This is a genomic window from Streptomyces sp. CNP082 (assembly GCF_059570535.1).
This window is the reverse complement of sequence record NZ_JCANSZ010000011.1, coordinates 94,927-112,634: the sequence shown is the minus strand read 5'-3', so window position 1 is coordinate 112,634 and position 17,708 is coordinate 94,927. Positions and strand designations below refer to the sequence as shown.

Genomic DNA, 17,708 nt, shown 5'->3' with positions numbered 1-17,708 from the left:
CGGAGCCGTCAGACCGACGGCGGAAGGAAGGCAGACATGACTGACGACGCGAGGTGCCCCATCCACAACGGGCTGCCCACCCTCCGGGAGCGGCCGTTCGACCCGCCGGACGTGCTGCGGGCCCAGGGCCCGGTCTCCCGCATGACCTTCCCGGACGGGTACGAGGGCACGCTCGTCACCGACTACAAGCTGGGCCGGTCGATCCTGTCGGACAAGCGGTTCAGCTCCGCCCCGACGAACAAGCACCTGGCCTTCCCGTCCAACCGCGCGGCGGACCTGGAGGCGGATATCCCGGGCCTGTTCGAGCACATGGACCCGCCGGAGCACACCCGCTTCCGGCGGCAGCTCACCGGCCAGTTCACCCTGCGCCGGATGCGCCTGCTCACGCCCCGGATCGAGGAGATCGCCGCGCACTATGCCGACGCGATGCTCGCCAAGGGGTCGCCCGCCGACCTGGTCGCGGACTACGCGATGCCGCTGTCCTCGCAGGTGATCTGCGAGCTGCTGGGTGTGCCGGTCGACGCCCGCGACCGCTTCGAGGGCGACTCGGAGAAGCTGCTGAGCCTGAACGTCGAGCCGCAGGAGGTCCAGCAGGCGCTGGGATCCCTCGTCGAGCTGACCGGCGAACTGCTCGCCCGGAAGAAGGCAGAGCCGGCGGACGACGTGCTGAGCGTGCTGGTCGCGGGGGAGGAGATCAGCCTGCCGGAGTCGATCGGCGCCACCCTGCTGCTGCTCGTCGCCGGGCACGAGACCACGGCGAACATGCTGTCGCTCGGTACGTACGCGCTGCTGAACAACCCGGATCAGCTGGAACGGCTGCGCGCGGACGAGTCGCTGATGGAGGGCGCGGTCGAGGAACTGCTGCGCTACCTCACCGTCGTGCACGTGGGCGTGCAGCGCACCGCCACCGAGGACGTCGAGTTCGACGGACTGAGCCTGCGCAAGGGCGACACGGTGCTGATCCACCTGCCCAGCGCGAACCGCGACCCGAACCAGTTCCCGGACCCGGACCGCCTCGACATCACCCACGGCGAGATCGGCCACCTCACCTTCAGCCACGGCATCCACCAGTGCCTCGGGCAGCAACTGGCCCGGCTGGAGCTGCGCATCGGCTACACCACGCTGCTCCGGCGGTTCCCGGGTCTGCGGCTGGACGCCAAGCCGGACGAGATCCCGATGCGCTCGGACATGACCGTCTACGGCGTGCACCGGCTGCCGGTGGCGTGGTGACGGGCAGCCGCTGCGGCACCGGCGGCCCGGCACGGGCCGCCCGGTGACCACGGCCGCGCCGGCGAAGCGCTCGCCACTGTGGAGCGGGCAGTTCCGCAGGGTCATCGTCGCGGAGTTCGTCTCCTCGATCGGCACCCAGATGACGACCCTCGCGCTGCCGTGGTTCGTCCTGATGACCACCGGTTCGCCGGCGCGGATGGGGCTGGTGTTCGTCGTCCAGATCCTGCCGGTGCCGCTGCTGAGCATGCCCGCAGGACTGCTGGTGGCCCGGTGGGGCGCCCGCCGGGTGTCCATCGTGGGCGACGCCGCCGGCGCGGTTCTGATCGCGACGGTGCCCACGCTGTATCTGGCGGGGGCGCTGCCGTTCTGGGCGCTGCTGGTCATCGTGGCCCTCCTCGGCTGCATCGCGTCGGCCTACCTGCCGTCGCAGCGGATGCTGCTGGTCGAGACCCTCGGGTCGGACGAGCGCGTCGTCACCGCGGCCAACGCCCTGTTCGAGACGGCGACGTCGACGGCCCGGCTGGTCGGCCCGGCGGCGGCCGGCTTCCTCATCGCCGGGTTCGGCCCGCTGCACGTGCTGTGGGTCGACGCCGCCACGTTCGCGGTGTCGGCACTGCTGCTGCTCGGGCTGGAGCGCCGCAAGCGGGTTCCGGAGCCGATGTCGGCGGGCAAGATGGGGGAGGGCCTGTCCTTCGTGCTCCGGGACCCGGTGCTGAAGCGGATGTCGATCGCCGCTTTCGGGTACGGCCTGCTCATGCCCGTGGTGCTGCTCGCGCTGCCGGTGCTGGCCAGGAGCCGCTACGACTCCGATCCGCACGTGGTCGGCTGGCTGATGGCAGCCTGGGGCGGCGGAACCGCGGTGGGCACCGTCGTCGTCGCCCGGCTGGCCGGCCGGATCTCACCGGTGCCCTTCGCGGCGTGCGGCGGCGTGGGCGCCGCCGTCATGCTGTGGCTGCTGCCGTGGGACCAGCCGGCCGCCACCGCGGCCCTCACGATCGGGGCCGGCTGCATGTTCCTGCCCGGGGTGACCGCGCCCGCCGTCGCCCTGCTGACGCTGCGCCCGCCGGAGCATCTGCGCCCGCACGTGATCCCGCTCTTCGGCGCCGCCGTCTTCGTGGCCAGCCCGCTCGCCTACGGGACGGCGGGCGTGCTGTTCGAGCACCTCGCGGTGGGCACCGTCCTCGCGGCGGTCGCCGCGGGGGCGACCCTGTGCGCGCTGGTCCTGCTGAGCCTGGTCCGCCACCCCGCGGCCGGGTCGCCCCCGCCCGGCGGGGGAGACGCGAGACCCCGCGAGCATGGAGATCACATCAGGGGTGCACCCGGAAGCAGTGAGGTCTAGCCGGCCGGTCCCGCTCTCAGATCGGCTCTTCGCGGGGGGTGTTGAGCTGGGGGAGGAGCCGGGCGCCCGCGCCGCGTCCGGGCCCGGTGGCGCTTGGCCTGCCGGGTCGGATTCCTGCTTCCCGGCAAGCCTGTTCCGCAGCGTCTCGTGCCGGAACTGGTAGTGGGGTCCCTCGGCGCGGAGGAGGCGGCGCTCCGCGTAGGCGTCGTGGAGGAACCTCATGCCGAGGGGCGGGGAGACGCCGAGCAGGAGCGGCGACCGGTGCCACCGCACCTCAATCTGACGGTCCGCCAGCGACCGGTTCTCCTTGGCCAACTCCTCCACCGCGGCCCGAAGGTCCCCGACGGGGAGGTTGACGAGCTTGGTCACCGCGAAGCCGCCGATCGCGGGATTCCCGAGCACGTCGTCCATGAGGCACACGTCCCCGGCCGGGGAGCGCAGCGGGGCGAATCCCGTGTCCGCGTAGTTACCCGTCCCGATCAGGAGGGCACTCCCCGTCCACCCCCAGTGCCCCTCCCGTCGGGCGGTGTCGAATGGCACAATCCTGCCACGCGGCAACAGACAGTGGAAGGGCGGCAACTCACCGTGGCCTTTACGTGCTGCTCGACTCCCGGAACCATGCGATGACGTGGGGCAGCGCGGCGATCTGGGAGCCGAAGTGGCGGGAGGGCTCCGCCACCTCCGCCGCGAGGTCGTACGTCGGCACCTCCGCTCCCTGCGCCGCGAAGTCGCGTACGCAGAACGCCGTGTTGGCGGTGGCGGACTGTTCGTCGCCGCCGGTGAGGTAGAGACGGACGGGTGCCTCCGGCCGCCAGCCGGGGCATGCGCTGTCCGTGTCCCGGAGCGCCGCGGCCATGGGGGCGTTCGGCTCGCGCAGGAGCCGCAACCCTCGCGGAGTGAGGAATTCCGCAAGGGTGTCCGGGGTGGCGAGCGCCAGCTCGTCCCAGGTGTGCGTGCCGTCCGTCAGCTCCTCGATCCCGTCGGCCCAGGGTGCCTGGAAGACCTCGTCCGGCGCACCGTAGACGTCGTAGGTGCGGTCGAAGGACGTGTAGGCGTACGCGGCGCTGAGCACCGCGGGCTTGACCGCGACCTCCTCCGCGAGCATGGCCGGGATCTGCGCGTCGCGCAGGTCGTACGCCCCGCTGACCGCCGCCACCGCGGCCGGCCGGAACCGGGTCCCGCCCGCCGTCTGCAGTGCCCGGCCCACCCCGAGGGCGACGCCGGCGCCCTGGGAGAAGCCCGTGACGAGCACCTCGCTCCGCAGCGTCCTGCCCATCCCCCGCACGAGGCCGTCGGCCGCGCGCAGCATGTCCAGCGCCGCGTCGGTCCCGGAGCGCACGTGCAGATACGGATGGGCGCCGCTGCCGGCGCCCATCCCCAGGTAGTCGGGGGTGACGGTGGCGAAACCGGCCGCGGCGTACGCCAGGGCGGACGTGCCGTCGAACCCGTGGGGATCCGTCGACGGCGCGTCCGCCCGGTGCAGCACGCTGCCGTGCCCGTACACCACGGCCGGGAGCGGGCCGTACCGGCCGTGCGGCAGAGTGAGGAGGCCGCTGGCCACCGCGGGCCGGCCGTGCGCGTCGACTGTCCGGTAGAGCACTTGGTAGGCGTCCACGCCGAACCGGGCCGAGCCGCCGTCGAAGCCCCGGCTCTCCAGGCCGGCGGCGGCTTCTTCCCCGGAGGGCAGGGTGTAGACGTGCTCCACGGAGACCACGGCGCCGCGCTCCGGGCCGCCCGTGGCGGCCACGGCGGGCGCCGCGCCCAGCAGCAGCGCCCACACGGCGACGACTGCTGTCCCGAACGACGTGGTCATGATGCCTTCTCCTTGCGGGCCGCGACCTCGCGCCGGACCACGGGGGCCACCTCGGTGCCCAGGATCTCCAGGGACCGCAGGACGTCCTTCTGCGGCATCCCGCCGAATCCGATCTGGATGAGTGCCCGGTCGAGGCCGTAGACCTCGTGGTAGGCCAGCAGCTTGTCGATGACTTCCTGCGGGCTCCCGACGACGAGGCCGGCGTTCGGAGACGTCTGGGCGTCGAACGCGCTGCGGGAGATCCGGAACCCGCGGCCCCGCTGGTGGTTGTTGTCCATCATGCCGCGTGCGAAGTAGGGGTACAAGGTGTCGCGTGCGCCCTGGCTGGTGGACCCGACGTAGCCGTGGAGGTTGATGCTGGTGCGCAGGAGGAGCCGGATTCACTCGCCCGGGACATCCACGAATTCGCCACCTCGCTCTCTGGCTGAGGGAGGAGCCCCCCGCTCCTGGACGGGCTCCTCAACGCGCTCAGATCTGCGGGCCGGGCACCCGGGCCGCCTGCGGGTACAGCGCCTCGGCCGGCTCGCCGAGGCGCGCGCGCCACTCGCGTGTCATCTCGTCGCCGTACACCTCCATCGCGCCGCTCTCGACGCCGTCGAGTGCCGCCCCGACCACGTCGGCCGGGTCGGCGAGCGACCACCCCTCCTCCTTCTTCGCCCACGCCGACATGTCCGTGTCCACCAGCGCCATGGCCAGGCCGGTGACCTGCGTGCCCTGTCCGGCCAGCTCCAGGCGGGCGCCGTTCGTCAGTTGCCACGCCGCGGCCTTCGCGGCGCCGTAGGTGTCGGCGAACCCGAACGCCCGGAACGAGGTCTGGGAGAGCACGTTGAGGATCGCGCCGCCTCCGTTGGCCTTGAGGATCGGCGCGAACGCACGGAGCATCCGCAGGCTGCCCCAGTAATTCACCTCCATCTCCTGCCGCGCGTCGGCAAGGTCGCCCCTGAGGAACGAACTGAGCGTCGCCACCCCGGCGTTGTTGATCAGCAGCGTCACGTCACCCGCCGCTGCCGCAGCCGCCTCGACAGCGCCGTCATCCGTCACGTCCAGGCGCAGCGGCACCGACCCGGGCACGTCGACCGATTCGGGCCTGCGGGCAGCCGCGTACACCTTCGCTGCTCCTCTCTCCAGCAGCTCCGTGACGAAGTGCCGCCCCAGCCCACGGTTCGCCCCGGTGACCAGGGCGATCTGATTCGTCATCTCCATGTCCACGACGCTAGGACCTGACGCTGACGTCAGGGTCAAGAGCGACCTGCGTCACGCAGGCCCCGCAACGCCTCGCAGGTGTCAGAAGGGATCGACCGCGCCTCCCGCATCCGACGCCGCTCAGCGCCAGGGGCGTACGTCCATGACCGTGCCGGCGCCGAGGTCGATCCGGCCCCACCGGTCGCCGACGGCAACTCCACGGCCTCGTCCGCCACGGTGCCGGCGCTGTCAGACGTTGATGACCTTGATGCCGACGTCGGTGAGGCGGGCGACCGTGTCGGCGGCGGCGGCCTTGTCGGTCACCAGGGTGTCGATGTGGTCGATGTCGCAGATCTTGGCGAACGCGCGCCGTTCCAGCTTCGAGGAGTCGGCGGCGACGATCACCCGGTGGGCACGTTCGGCCAGCAGACGGCTGACCTTGGCCTCGTCCTCGTGGTGGGTCATGAGGCCGGCCTGGGGGTCGACGCCGTCGGCGCCGAGGATCGCGAGGTCCAGCACGACCTGGCCGAGCACGCCGCCGGCCAGCGGGCCGACGAGCTCGAAGGTCTGCGGCCTTGCCACGCCCCCCGTCAGCACGATCTTGATGTGCGGCCGGACGGCCAGATCCCGGGCGATGTTCAAGGCGTTGGTGACCACGGTCAGGCTCGGCGCCGCGGGGGCCGTGAACTGCTCGGCTCCGGCGCCCGCGACGCGCACCGCCAGAGTGCGGGCGACCTCGGTCATCGTCGTGCCGCCGTTCATGCCGACGACGGCTCCTTCGCCGATCAGATCGACGACCGCCGCGGCGATGCGCTGCTTCTCCGTGGCGTGCTGGACGGAGCGGTAGCCAGCGGCAGTTCGTACGAGACGCCATGGCGTACCGCCCCGCCCCGGGTGCGGACGAGCAGCTTCTGGGCGGCTAGTTCGTCGAGGTCGCGCCGGATGGTCGCGGCGGAGACGTCCAGGGCCGAGGCGATGTCCTCGATCTCGATCCGGCCGTGCGTGGCCAGATAGTCCAGGAGCTCACCCCAGCGCTCGTGTTTTCCACTCATGCTGCACTCTGCTCGCAGGGTCCTGCACCTTCACGGCCCATTCACTGCATCTGTCATCAGATATGACGCAACATCACGGCAGCGCCACCGCGCCTCCCGGGCGCCGCAGGCGACTCTTGGAGGTTGACCGTGCACAGTGCTTCGACTCCCGCGCCGGTGAGGGCCCGCCCTCCCGGCCGGATGCATTGCTGGGCAGCGCTGCTCGCCCTGGCGGTGCTCTTCGTGGCGTCGCAGGGATGGCCCCGCGATGCGGCTGCCGCGGTCCCCGCGTACGACGGACAGCCGCGTTTCGACACGGCGCTGTTCAGCATCAAGGGCTCGAACAACGCCGCGGCGCAGGAGTTCGTCACGGCTGACAGCCGGGTGGACAAGGCGTCTCTCTACCTGGCCAGCGGCGCCACCACGGGCACCAGCACGGTGGCGGTGCGGACGGTGCGCGAGGATCCCGCGTCCGCGATCTCGTCCAGCACCCGGGACCTCGCGCAGCTCGGCGGCGGCGGAGCGCGGGTGGCTCGACTTCCCGTTCGGCGTCGACGTCACCCCCGGTGCGGCCTGCTACCTGTTCGCGCAGGCGACCACGACGGAGAACCGGCCGATCGCCTGGCACGGCACCACGTCACCGGTCGAGGGCTCGCTCACCAGTTGGAACTACGACCTCAAGGCTCTGGGAGGCTGGCGGGCGTACTCCACCCGTACCGCCTTCTTCGTCAACCCGGACGCCTACCGGATCCTGACGTACAACGTCTCCACCCAGCGCCCCGACGGCACCTGGGATGCACGCACCACCCTGGACGGCGCCGGGCCGCCCGACAACCGCCACTGGCAGCTCGACGCGAACGGCTGGGTCCCCTGGTCCGCATGGCAGTGGTACCAGGCCGCTCCGCCCGGAACCCGCGACGCGGACCTGGCGAGGCTGTACCCGGCGATCGCGAAGGCGGCCGACTACGCGGCCGGCTCGCTGGACGCACAGGGGCTGCCGCCGGCCTCCCCGGACTACTGGGAGCTCGGCACCGACACGCCGAACATCGGCACCGCCGCACCGCTGCTCAGCGGCTTGAACGCCGCCGCGGACCTTGCCCGGGGCCCTCGGCCATGACGACGACGCGGCGGCATGGGGAGACGCCGCACGCAAACTGTCCGACGCGATCGCCGAGCACTTCGCACCACTCGCCTACCAGCGCACCGTGGACGGCCTGCACGGGCGTGACAGCGCGGCTGCCTTCATGGCACCGCCCTTCAACGCCGCGCCCGCCGATCTGCCGGACGCGCTCGACTCCACCCATGACGCCCTGCTGCGCCCGAACGGCGGCGTCCTCCCGGGCGACGACCCGGGCCACGACTGGGGCACATCGACCTGGACACCGAGCACGTCGTTCTTCGGCCTGGCCTGGGCCGGTCTCGGCGAGCAGGACAAGGCGCACCGCGTGCTCGACTGGATGCTCTCCAAGCGCAACATCCTCGGCGAGCTGCCCGAGAAGGTCGACGACGACGGCAACCCGTCGTCGGTCGTCCCGCTCGGCTGGACGGACTCCCTGTTCGTCCTGACCCTGCTCCAACTCGACCGCGACGACGCCCTCCCGGTGCCGCCCCGCGCACGCTGACGGCCGCACGCCGCTGCCGGGCCGGCGCGCCGGCCCGCAGCAACACGGCGCGGGCGTACGGGAGTTGGCGTCCTGGCCGGTCCGGGCGCCGCCGGGCCGGCGTCAAGCACCCTTGCGAGCAGCCGTTCTTTCGTGGTCCGATGTTGACGACCTTGGTGGTCAAAAGCAGTTCAACCGTCGCAACCGAATCAGCGCCGCCCCAAAGCGAAGCAGAGGTTCGAATGCGCAACGAAAGGCTGGAGAGTCTCGTCCTCGGTGACGTACTCCGAGAGCGGGCCGCAACCCATCGAACAGAGACCTTCCTCAAATTCCGCGAGGGCGAGGTCACGTACGGCGAGGTCGACTCGATGGCCGACCGCGTGGCCCAGGGACTGGCCACCGCGGGCATCGACCGCGGTGACCACGTCGGCGTGATGCTCCCCAACTGCGCCGACTTCATCCACGTGATCTTCGCGCTGGCCCGGCTGGGAGCCGTCGCCGTGCCGATCAACATCAGCTACCGCGGCGAGTTGCTCCGCCATGTCCTGCACACCTCCGACGCCTCATCGCTGATCATCGACGCGCCGTACGCCGACAGGCTGCCGGCGGTGGCCCAGCGCCTGCCCGGGCTGGCCCGCCTCATCGTCCGTACCGAGAGCGCGTCCGACGTCCCGCTCGACCGGCTCGGCAAGCCCGCCGCGACGCTGTCCAGCCTCCTGTCCCACGACGCCGAGGCCCCCCGCGTCGACGTCGGCTTCGGCGACCTCCAGGCGATCATGTACACCTCGGGCACCACCGGCCCCTCCAAGGGCGCGATGATCCCGCACGCCCTGGCGCTGACGTGCGCGCTGGACTCGCTCGACTTCCTCGACCGCTGGGGCAAGACCATCTACTGCCCGCTGCCGCTGTTCCACGCTGCCGGGCTCTGGGACGGCGTGCTGTCGGCGCTCCTGGCCGGCGGGTCCATCGCCGTCGTCGAGCGCTTCAGCGCCTCCCGGTTCTGGGACGACGTGCGCAGGTTCGACGCGCAGGTCGCGATGAGCGTCTTCTCGATGATCCCGATCCTGCTCAACCAGCCGCGCACCGAGCGCGACAAGGAGCACCCGCTGCAGACCTTCTACATGGGCAAGTCGTCCCTCGACGAGCCGCTGATGGAGCGTTTCGGAGTCCGCTCGGTGGAGACCTACACCAGCACGGAGGTCGGGATCGCCACCGCCAGCCCGTACGGCGAGTGGCGGCTCGGGTCGTGCGGGCAGGCCCACGAGGAGCGGTTCGAGGTGGCGGTGGTCGACGAGTGGGACCGCGAGGTCGGGCCGGATGAGCCGGGGGAGCTGGTCGTACGGCCCAGGCAGCCGTTCGTGATCACGACCGGGTACTACGGGGCTCCCGGGGCCACGGCCGACTGCTTCCGCAACATGTGGTTCCACACCGGCGACCGCGTGTGGCGCGACGCCGACGGCTACTTCTACTTCCTCGACCGGATGAAGGACGCCATCCGGCGCCGCGGCGAGAACATCTCGGCCTTCGACCTGGAGTGCGAGGTCAACCTGCACCCGGCGATCCTGGAGTCGGCCGCCACCGGAGTGCCCTCGGAGCTGGAGGACGAGGACGTCAAGCTGTGGGTCGTGCTGCAGCCCGGAGCCTCCCTGGAGCCCGCCGAGCTGGTGGAGTTCTGCGCGGAGCGGCTGCCCCGCTCGATGGTCCCGCGCTACGTCGAGTTCATCGACGCGCTGCCGCGCACGCCCACCGACAAGGTCGCCAAGTACCGGCTGCGGGCCGAGGGCGAGCACGGCCTCACGCCCGCCACCTGGGACCGGGAGGAAACGCTGTGAACTGGGCGGACACTCCGGAGCAGGCGGCCTTCCGGGAAGAAGTGCGCGCCTTCGTACGCGACCGCTTCCCGTCGGCGTACGCGCCCGACCCCGAGGCCGAGCAGAGCCTCGAACCCGAGGACGTCTGGGGCTACAACTGGCCGGTCGACCGGCTCTCCGAGGACCCGGCACGCTGCGACGGGGCCCGCGCGTGGGCGGCGGCGCTCGCCGAGCGCGGCTGGATAGCGCCGCACTGGCCGGCCGAGTACGGCGGGGCGGGACTGTCCGCGCTGGAGGAGTTCATCCTCCAGGAGGAGATGATGCGCGCCCGCGTGCCCACCGTGAACGGGATCGGCGCCTTCCTGCTCGGCCCGACGCTCCTGGAGCACGGCACCGCCGCGCAGCGCGCCGCGCACCTGCCGCCGATCGCCCGCGGCGAGGTCACCTGGGCGCAGGGTTTCTCGGAGCCGGGCTCCGGCTCCGACCTGGCCTCGCTGCGCACCCGCGCGGTCCGCGAAGGCGACCGGGACACCGGCACGTACACGGTCAACGGGCAGAAGGTGTGGACCTCGCTCGGGCAGTACGCGGACTGGCTGTTCGTGCTCGTACGCACCGATCCGCAGGCCGCGCCGCCGCACCGCGGCATCACCTTCCTGCTCGTGGACGCGGCCTCTCCCGGCGTGACCATCCGCCCGATCACCGACATCCGCGGCGCGACGCCGTTCTGCGAGATCTTCTTCGAGGACGTACGGGTGCCGGCAGCCAACCGGGTCGGCGAGGAGAACCGCGGCTGGTACGTCGCGATGACCGCGCTGAGCTTCGAGCGGGCCGGCATCGGCGCCACCGTCAAATACCAGCAGGCACTCGCGGACCTCGTCGGCTACCTCCGCTCGGCGGAGGCCCGCGGGTTCCTCAGGGACGACACGAAGGCCGCGCTGCGCCAGGAGATCGCCCGCCGCCACACCGAGATCCGGGTGCAGTACAACCTCGCCCGGTACACGGTGTCCCAGCAGGCGGCCGGCGGCGTGCCCGGCTACGAGGCGTCGGTCAACCAGCTCTTCGGCGCCGAGCTGCACCAGCGCCTGGCCCGTACCGGCGCCTCGGCCTTCGGCCGGTCCGCCCAGCTCTGGCAGCGCCGCGACGCCCCGCTGGGGGGCGTCTTCACCCACATGTCGCGCGACTCCGTGGCCACCACCTTCCTCGGCGGTGCCTCGGAGATCCAGCGTGACGTCATCGCCACCCGGGGCCTGAAACTGCCTCGCAGCCGCTAACGACCGAGGAGGAAATCTCTCCATGTACGAAACCCTCGACCTGAAGATCGAGGAGCGGGTCGCCTGGCTCACCCTGAACCGGCCCGAGAAGCTCAACGCGCTCACCCCGACGACCATGCGCGAACTGCGCCACTTCTTCACCGAGGTGGACGACGACGAGAACGTCTGCGTCGTGGTGCTGCGGGGGGCCGGCGACCGCGCCTTCTGCGCGGGCATGGACCTCGGCTGGTCTGAGCAGCTCACGAAGCAGGAGCGGGTGGAGCAGGGGCGGCTCGGCGAGAAGACGTTCGCGATGATGGAGCGCCTGTCCGTCCCCGTCGTCGCGGCCGTACACGGCTACGCCGTCGGCGGCGGTCTTGAGCTGGCGCTGGCCGCCGACTTCATCGTCGCCGCCGACAACGCGAAGATGGGCCTGGTCGAGATCACGCTGTCGGCCCGCCCGCCGTACCGGCCGAAGATGACCGAGGACGGCGACCCCGACCAGCCGGAGTTCGGCGGGTCCGCGCCCGGGTGGGGCGGCGTCAAGCGGCTCCCGCGGCGGGTCGGCAAGGCGATGGCCAAGGAACTGCTGTTCACCGGCGTCCGGCTCGACGCCGCGCGGGCACAGCGGATCGGCCTGGTCAACGACGTGTATCCGGCCGATGAGTTCGACAAGCGGGTCGGCGGACTGGCCGAGCGGATCGCGGCGATGAACCGGTACAACCTGCGCCTCGTGAAGGAACTGGTGACCAACGAGTACGACTGGATCGAGCCGCACCCCAGCTGAGCCGCAACCCAGTTGAGCCACAGCCGAAGCGAACGAGGAGGATCTGTGCGGATTTACCGGATCGACCACATCGGACAGGTCGCGCCGGAACTGGAGCCGCAGGTGGCGCTGCTGGAGGGCCTGTTCGGGTTCCGGCGCACGCGGAGCTGGGACAACCCCGCCGAGGGATGCCGCGGCGTACGCCTGGCGCTGCCCGGGAACCCTGGGCACACCTGGGAGGTGCTGGCACCGGCGGGGGAGAGCTCCGCGATCCAGGAGTTCCTCGACGGCCAGGGCGGCCGGCCGGGGCTCCACCACGTCGCCGCCGAGGTGCCGGACATCGCCGCCGTACGGGCCGAGCTGGAGGCTCTCGGCGTCAAGGCGGTGGACGGCGGGGCCGGGGGCTGGCTGGAGGCGTCGCTCTCGCCGCCCCCGCGCGGTCCTGGCGTGCTGTTCCGGCTGCGCGGGCCGGGCGACCTCACCCTGTGCGGCGACGGGCCGGCCGTGCCGGTGACGGCCGACGTACCGGACGCACCCTCGCTCGGGATCGTCGCACTCGACCACGTGTGCCAGGCGTTCCCCGACCGCGACGAGCTGGCCCGGTGGTACGCGCGGCTCGCCGGCTTCGTGCAGGTCTGGCGGACGCCCGAGGACGAGCACCCGGACATGGCGGACCTCGTGCTGAACATCCCCGGATCGACGATCTGCTGGGAGGTCATCATGCCGCGCGGCGAGGACTCGTTCATCGAGCGGTTCTGGGACAAGAACGGCGCCGCCGCGCATCACGTGACGTTCGAGGTCGCCGACTGGGACCGGGCGCTGGCGGCCTGTGCGCACCACGGCGTGCCGACGTTCGGCGAGAACGAGGGCAGCACCGACGGTGCCGCCTGGCGCGACACTTTCATCCACCCGAAGCACACCGGAGGCGTGCTCGTGCAGCTCTTCTGGGAGGAGCGGCCCGGCGTGTGGGTGCGGTCCGACAAGATACCGCCGGGGGACTGAATGGACCTGACACTCACCGAGGACCAGGAGCTGATCAAGTCCACCGCCCGGGGGCTCCTGGCGTCGCGGAGCGCGAGCGCCGGGGCCCGGGCGATGGCGGAAGAGCCCGCCGGCTACTCCGCCGCGCTGTGGAAGGAGATGGCCGAACTCGGCTGGACCGGTCTTGCGCTGCCGGAGGCCCACGGCGGCGCCGGCGCCGGCTTCCTGGAACTGTGCCTGGTCGTGGAGGAGATGGGGCACTTCCAGGTGCCGAGCCCGCTCCTGTCCACGGTGGTGTGCTGCGCGCTGCCCCTCGCCCGCTTCGGGACCGAGGCGCAGCAGGCGCGGTGGCTCGCCGCGATCGTCCGCGGCCGGATCATGAGCGCCGTGCCGGGCCGCTGGGACGGCACCGGCGGCGAGATCGCCGCGGTCGAGCGGGACGACGGGTTCGTGCTGGACGGCACGGCCCTGTTCGTGCCGTACGCGCACGCCGCGGAAGATCTGCTCGTCGTGCCCGCCGAGGGGCCGGCGCTGCTGGTGGACGCCGCGTCGCCCGGCGTCGTGCGCGAGCCGCTCGACGCCATCGGCGCCGACCGGCCGCACCGGGTCCGCTTCGACGGCGTGACCGTACCCCGCGACCGCGCCCTGACCGCCGGCCGCCCCGTCGCGGAGGCGATCGACGCGTACGGCGCCGCCGCCACCTGCGCCGCGATGGTCGGCGCGGCCCAGCGGGTGCTGGACATGACGGTCGAGTACGCCGCGGAGCGCGAGCAGTTCGGCCGGCCGATCGGCGGCTTCCAGGCGGTCCAGCACCACTGCGCGAACATGGCCATCGACGTGATGAGTTCGCGCTTCATGGCGTACGAGGCGATCTGGCGGCTGTCGGCCGGCCTGGACGCCGCGGCGGAGGTGTCGATGGCCAAGGCGTGGGTGAGCGAAGCCTGCCGGCGGGTCTGCGACACGGGCCACCAGGTGCACGGCGCGATCGGCTTCACACACGAGCACGATCTGCATGTGTTCTCCGGCCAGATGGCGGCGTGGGCGCTGGCCTTCGGCGACGCGGACCACCACTGGGACCAGGTGGCCGGTCACCTGGGACTGCCCGTCTGAACACCGGCCGGCTCCCGCCCCCCTGCCCGGTGCGGGCGACGGGCGTTCCACCGCCGCGACCACGCGTGTGAAGGCCGCCGGGACGCGTGGGGTGTGTCTGTTCCGTGGTGTGCGTGCGCCGTCGGGTGAGCCTGTCGTGCGCCGGTGCACGGGGCCGCGCGGGCGTCTGCGGCGGTGTTCGTGGTGATTGCGGGGATCCGGGCATGACGACCCCGCCGCCAGCGGCGCTTACCGGGACGGTCCGGCCGGCGGCGTCGAGCGAGCTGCCGCAGGCAGCCTGTCCGGCCTGCTGAAGCCCGGCTAAACCTCAGCGCTCCCGCGAACACCCATCGTGTGATGTCCATGCTTGTGGGATCTAAGTGGCGGGCGGGGTGGGAACACCGACGTTGGTGCAGTGAGCCGGATGGGCCACCACCGGCTGCACCCGTCGCGCTTGTCCCTGCGCGGCGTACTCACTCCACTCCCTTCGCACTCCGCGAGGGGAAGACTCTTGGAGGCAAGATGTCCGTACAGACGACCCCGGTGCTTTGCCCCGTCCGGGCCGGAGTGGCCGAGAGGGCTGCGCTCACAGCGCTGGTCGACGAGCCGGAAGCCCCGTTCAGCGACGCACCCGTCTACTCCCCGCAGGGCGCCGGGGCCCTTCTGCTCGGCCTGCTCCTGTCCCCGAAGCTCCCGAAGGAGCCGCGCTCCTCGTAACGGTCTCCGGACCCCCGTCCGGAGAACAACGTCCGTAATCGACAGCGGAAGGTGAGCGCCCGATGCCGAATGCCGCACTGCGGGCCGACTACGCCCAAGCGGTGGAGCAACTGGCCGGGCGCGTCCTGGGTGCCCTTCGGGGCACCCGGGTTCCGCTGCCGGCCGTGTCCGAGTCGGACCGGCCGGCAGACACCGCCGCGCTGGCGGCCGTGCGGGTGCTGGGTCCCGACGTCTTCGCGCCCGCGCTCTTCCGCCGCCAGCCGCTGCCGCAGCCCGACAGGGAGACACTCGGCTCGGCCCCGCGGGTCTTCCCGCCCCGCCCGGGGGACAGCACCGAGGCCCGCTGGCGGGACCGCACCACCGCCGCGCTGCTCGCCCGCGGCGCGGCACAGACGCCGGCAGCAATGCCGTACGCCGGTGAAGACGCCGAGCACGACCGGATCGCCGAGGCGGCCGGGATCGACGGGATCGACGGGATCGACGGGATCGACGGGATCGACGGGATCGACGGGATCGCGGGGATCACCGGGATCGACGAGGACACGGAAGACACCGGACTGCCGTGGCAGGAGCGGTCGCTGCGCATGGCGCGGCTCGCCCCGCTGGCGCTTCCGGACGTGGACGGGCCCTACCAGCAGCGGGCCTGTCAGCACGTCCGGGAGCTCAGCCGGGGCGCCGCCCGCTCGGTGATGCGCCGCGACTACCCCACCGCGGCCCGGCTCGTACGCTGGCTCGCGCTGGCCCGAAGCCGCGGCGCCTCGCCCGCCCTCGACGTGCCCACGGTGCTGGACCACCTGCGCCTGTGGGGCGCGTCCAACGCCCGTACCGCGCTCGACCTCGCCATCGCCCGAAGACTTCTCGCCGCTACGCCGGGAGACCCGCGATGAGCGCCCCCACACCGGCGGAGCCGGTGCGTACCACCGCCTTCCGCACGGGCACCCGGGCGCTGGGCTGGCTGCACCGCAACCGCGCGTACGGCAGGTTCGCCGACGGTGCGACAGCCGAACTGGCCGAGCCCGACAGCGTCTACAAGCCCCTGGCCGAGCTGGCGCTGACCGCGTCCCTGGTGCTGCGCGACGCCGTGTTCCCCGCCGCCGAGTGCGACGCCGCCGGCGAACTGCTCGACTTCGCCTGGGACCAGCTCCGCGGCGGCGACCTGCTCTACGAGCGGCAGTTGCGGTTCCCGGCCATGACCGACCCCCTGGAGACGTACGTCCACTTCCACCGCGCCGGCTACCGCCACGAGCCGCTGCAGGCGCTGCTGGCCCACCTGACCACCCTCACGTCATTCCGCGAGTACAAGCACGCACCCAACCGCCGCATGGCGGTGGCCAACGCGACCCGGGCGATCGGGGTCGAGGACCGGACCGACTGGCCCGCGCGCACCGCGGCCACCTGGCTCGGAGCCACCCCCGACCCGTGGGCGATGGACTGGATGACGGCCTACCGCATGACGCACACCGTCTTCCACCTCACCGACTGGGGCGCCCAACCGCACGCCCTGCCGCCCCGCCTCCGCGACTACCTGGCCACCTGGCTGCCGGTGTGGACGGACGTGTGGCTGGAGATCGAGGAGTGGGACCTCGTCGCCGAACTCCTCGTCGTCGACGCCTGCCTGCCCGAGCCGGCCTGCGATCCGGCCGCCTGGCGGCGGCTGGCCGCGGCGCAGCACGAGGACGGGCTGCTCCCGCGCGACGGCCGTACCGCCACCGACGACGAGAGCCGGAACTTCCAGGACCACTACCACACCGCCGGGGTCGCCACGATCGCCTCGACCCTCGTCCTGACGCGCCTGGGCGCCTAGCCGGGCGGCGGCGACGTGAACCTCCGCGACGAGCCCCTCAAGGCGGTGGCCGCCACCGCGGAACGGCGCGCGGCGGTGGCCATCGCGGTGTCCGCGACCGGCACGTACCGCACGCTGTGCCGCGGCGGCATCGACCGCGCGGGCACCGCCTCGGTCACCGACCGCACGCGCTTCGAGGTCGGCTCGGTGACCAAGACCTTCACCGCGCTGCTCCTCGCCGACACGGTCGCGCGCGGCGAGGTGAGCCTGACGGGCCGGATCGCCGAACGCCTCCCCTACGCGGCCCTCCCGCGCGGCCACGGCCGGGCCATCACCTACGAGCACCTGGCGACCCACACCTCCGGCCTGCCCCGGCTCCCACCCGGGCTGATGGTCAGGAGCCTGACGTCCTGGTTCGCCAACCCGTACCGCTCGTTCACCCCCGACATGCTGCTGCCCGCCCTCGGCCGCGCCGTCGTGCACTACCCGCCCGGCACCCTCACGCGGTACTCCAACCTCGGCGTCGGGCTGCTCGGCCGGCTGCTGGCCGACGGCGCCGGCACCGACTACGGGTCGATGCTGCGCGAGCGTGTGCTCGACCCCCTGGAACTCACCGACACCGGCACCGCGTCCCCGGACGCCCCGGATACCCCGGACCCCGCCTACGCCGTCGGCTACTGGCACGGCCGCCGCCGCCCGCCCTGGTCCATCCCGGCGCTCCCCGGCGCCGGCGCGGTGCGCGCCAGCGCCCGCGACCTGATCCGCTTCCTGCGGGCCCACCTGGACCCGGCGGACTCCGACGTCCCCGGGGCACTGCGGGATCCGCTGGCGGAGGTCGTACGGATCCGCGAACTGCCGGAGCAGAACGAGGAGAAGTCGGGCCTGGCGTGGAGCGTACGCACCCTCGCGGGGGCGACGCTGTATTTCCACACCGGCGGCACCCGCGGCTGCACGGCGTTCGTGGGCCTGAGCCCGGAACGGGAGGTGTGCGTGGCGGCGCTGACGAACTCGGGGGCGACGCTGCGGGGGCGGTTCATCCAGTCGGCGTACATGCTGCTGCGGGGGCTGGCGTTGGGAGAGACGAAGTGACGCTGCGGGCGGCGGCGGGGTCAGGG

General features: G+C 72.4%; 16 protein-coding genes and 1 pseudogene. 13 read left to right on the top strand and 4 right to left on the bottom strand.

Translation table 11 applies throughout. The annotated features are described in order from the left end of the window. Window positions 1-36 precede the first annotated feature (36 nt). Window positions 37-1,230 (top strand): cytochrome P450, encoded by a 1,194-nt coding sequence (locus B124_RS12570; protein WP_496502856.1) that lies wholly within the window; start codon window positions 37-39, stop codon window positions 1,228-1,230. Window positions 1,231-1,273: 43 nt separating this feature from the next. Further along, complete coding sequence (locus B124_RS12565) at window positions 1,274-2,569, top strand: MFS transporter (protein ID WP_496502855.1); 1,296 nt, start codon at window positions 1,274-1,276, stop codon at window positions 2,567-2,569. Window positions 2,570-3,161: 592 nt separating this feature from the next. On the opposite strand, the gene B124_RS12560 is transcribed toward B124_RS12565, so the two are convergent. From B124_RS12560 to B124_RS12545, 4 genes and pseudogenes are all read right to left on the bottom strand, one after another. Continuing rightward, window positions 3,162-4,382: an alpha/beta hydrolase family protein gene (locus tag B124_RS12560; protein ID WP_496502854.1), complete on the bottom strand. Its 1,221-nt coding sequence runs from the start codon at window positions 4,380-4,382 to the stop codon at window positions 3,162-3,164. After that, window positions 4,379-4,663 carry a hypothetical protein gene (locus B124_RS12555; protein WP_496502853.1) on the bottom strand — a complete coding sequence of 95 codons (285 nt, stop codon included), beginning with the start codon at window positions 4,661-4,663 and terminating at the stop codon, window positions 4,379-4,381. The genes B124_RS12560 and B124_RS12555 overlap by 4 nt, the downstream gene beginning before the upstream one ends. A gap of 187 nt (window positions 4,664-4,850) precedes the next feature. Then, window positions 4,851-5,585 carry an SDR family oxidoreductase gene (locus tag B124_RS12550; protein WP_496502852.1) on the bottom strand — a complete coding sequence of 245 codons (735 nt, stop codon included), beginning with the start codon at window positions 5,583-5,585 and terminating at the stop codon, window positions 4,851-4,853. A 228-nt stretch (window positions 5,586-5,813) separates the two neighbouring features. Beyond that, window positions 5,814-6,616, bottom strand: a pseudogene (locus B124_RS12545) (DeoR/GlpR family DNA-binding transcription regulator). Between the two features lie 247 nt (window positions 6,617-6,863). Between B124_RS12545 and B124_RS12540 the strand changes: the two are divergent. The 11 genes from B124_RS12540 to B124_RS12490 all read left to right on the top strand — a co-directional run bounded on the left by B124_RS12540 (window position 6,864) and on the right by B124_RS12490 (window position 17,682). Next, a complete protein-coding gene (locus B124_RS12540; RefSeq protein WP_496502851.1) occupies window positions 6,864-7,712 on the top strand; it encodes a hypothetical protein in 849 nt (282 codons plus the stop codon). Then, window positions 7,690-8,217 carry a hypothetical protein gene (locus B124_RS12535; RefSeq protein ID WP_496502850.1) on the top strand — a complete coding sequence of 176 codons (528 nt, stop codon included), beginning with the start codon at window positions 7,690-7,692 and terminating at the stop codon, window positions 8,215-8,217. The genes B124_RS12540 and B124_RS12535 overlap by 23 nt, the downstream gene beginning before the upstream one ends. A gap of 221 nt (window positions 8,218-8,438) precedes the next feature. Further along, window positions 8,439-10,028 carry an AMP-binding protein gene (locus B124_RS12530; protein WP_496502849.1) on the top strand — a complete coding sequence of 530 codons (1,590 nt, stop codon included), beginning with the start codon at window positions 8,439-8,441 and terminating at the stop codon, window positions 10,026-10,028. After that, the gene (locus B124_RS12525; RefSeq protein ID WP_496502848.1) at window positions 10,025-11,278 is read left to right on the top strand and encodes an acyl-CoA dehydrogenase family protein; all 1,254 of its coding nucleotides are present in this window, start codon (window positions 10,025-10,027) and stop codon (window positions 11,276-11,278) included. Before B124_RS12530 ends, B124_RS12525 begins: the two co-directional genes overlap by 4 nt. 22 nt (window positions 11,279-11,300) lie before the next feature. After that, entirely contained in the window at window positions 11,301-12,044 is a 744-nt protein-coding gene (locus B124_RS12520) for an enoyl-CoA hydratase/isomerase family protein (RefSeq protein ID WP_496502847.1), read from the top strand. A gap of 45 nt (window positions 12,045-12,089) precedes the next feature. Further along, window positions 12,090-13,025: a VOC family protein gene (locus tag B124_RS12515; RefSeq protein WP_496502846.1), complete on the top strand. Its 936-nt coding sequence runs from the start codon at window positions 12,090-12,092 to the stop codon at window positions 13,023-13,025. Further along, a complete protein-coding gene (locus B124_RS12510; RefSeq protein WP_496502845.1) occupies window positions 13,026-14,114 on the top strand; it encodes an acyl-CoA dehydrogenase family protein in 1,089 nt (362 codons plus the stop codon). Between the two features lie 501 nt (window positions 14,115-14,615). After that, the gene (locus B124_RS12505) at window positions 14,616-14,810 is read left to right on the top strand and encodes a hypothetical protein (RefSeq protein ID WP_496502844.1); all 195 of its coding nucleotides are present in this window, start codon (window positions 14,616-14,618) and stop codon (window positions 14,808-14,810) included. A gap of 62 nt (window positions 14,811-14,872) precedes the next feature. After that, on the top strand, window positions 14,873-15,697 hold the full coding sequence (locus tag B124_RS12500) for a hypothetical protein (RefSeq protein ID WP_496502843.1): 825 nt from the start codon (window positions 14,873-14,875) through the stop codon (window positions 15,695-15,697). After that, window positions 15,694-16,614, top strand: a complete 921-nt coding sequence (locus B124_RS12495; RefSeq protein WP_496502842.1) for a DUF6895 family protein — start codon at window positions 15,694-15,696, stop codon at window positions 16,612-16,614. The genes B124_RS12500 and B124_RS12495 overlap by 4 nt, the downstream gene beginning before the upstream one ends. 15 nt (window positions 16,615-16,629) lie before the next feature. Next, window positions 16,630-17,682, top strand: a complete 1,053-nt coding sequence (locus B124_RS12490) for a serine hydrolase domain-containing protein (protein ID WP_496502841.1) — start codon at window positions 16,630-16,632, stop codon at window positions 17,680-17,682. Window positions 17,683-17,708: the final 26 nt, after the last annotated feature.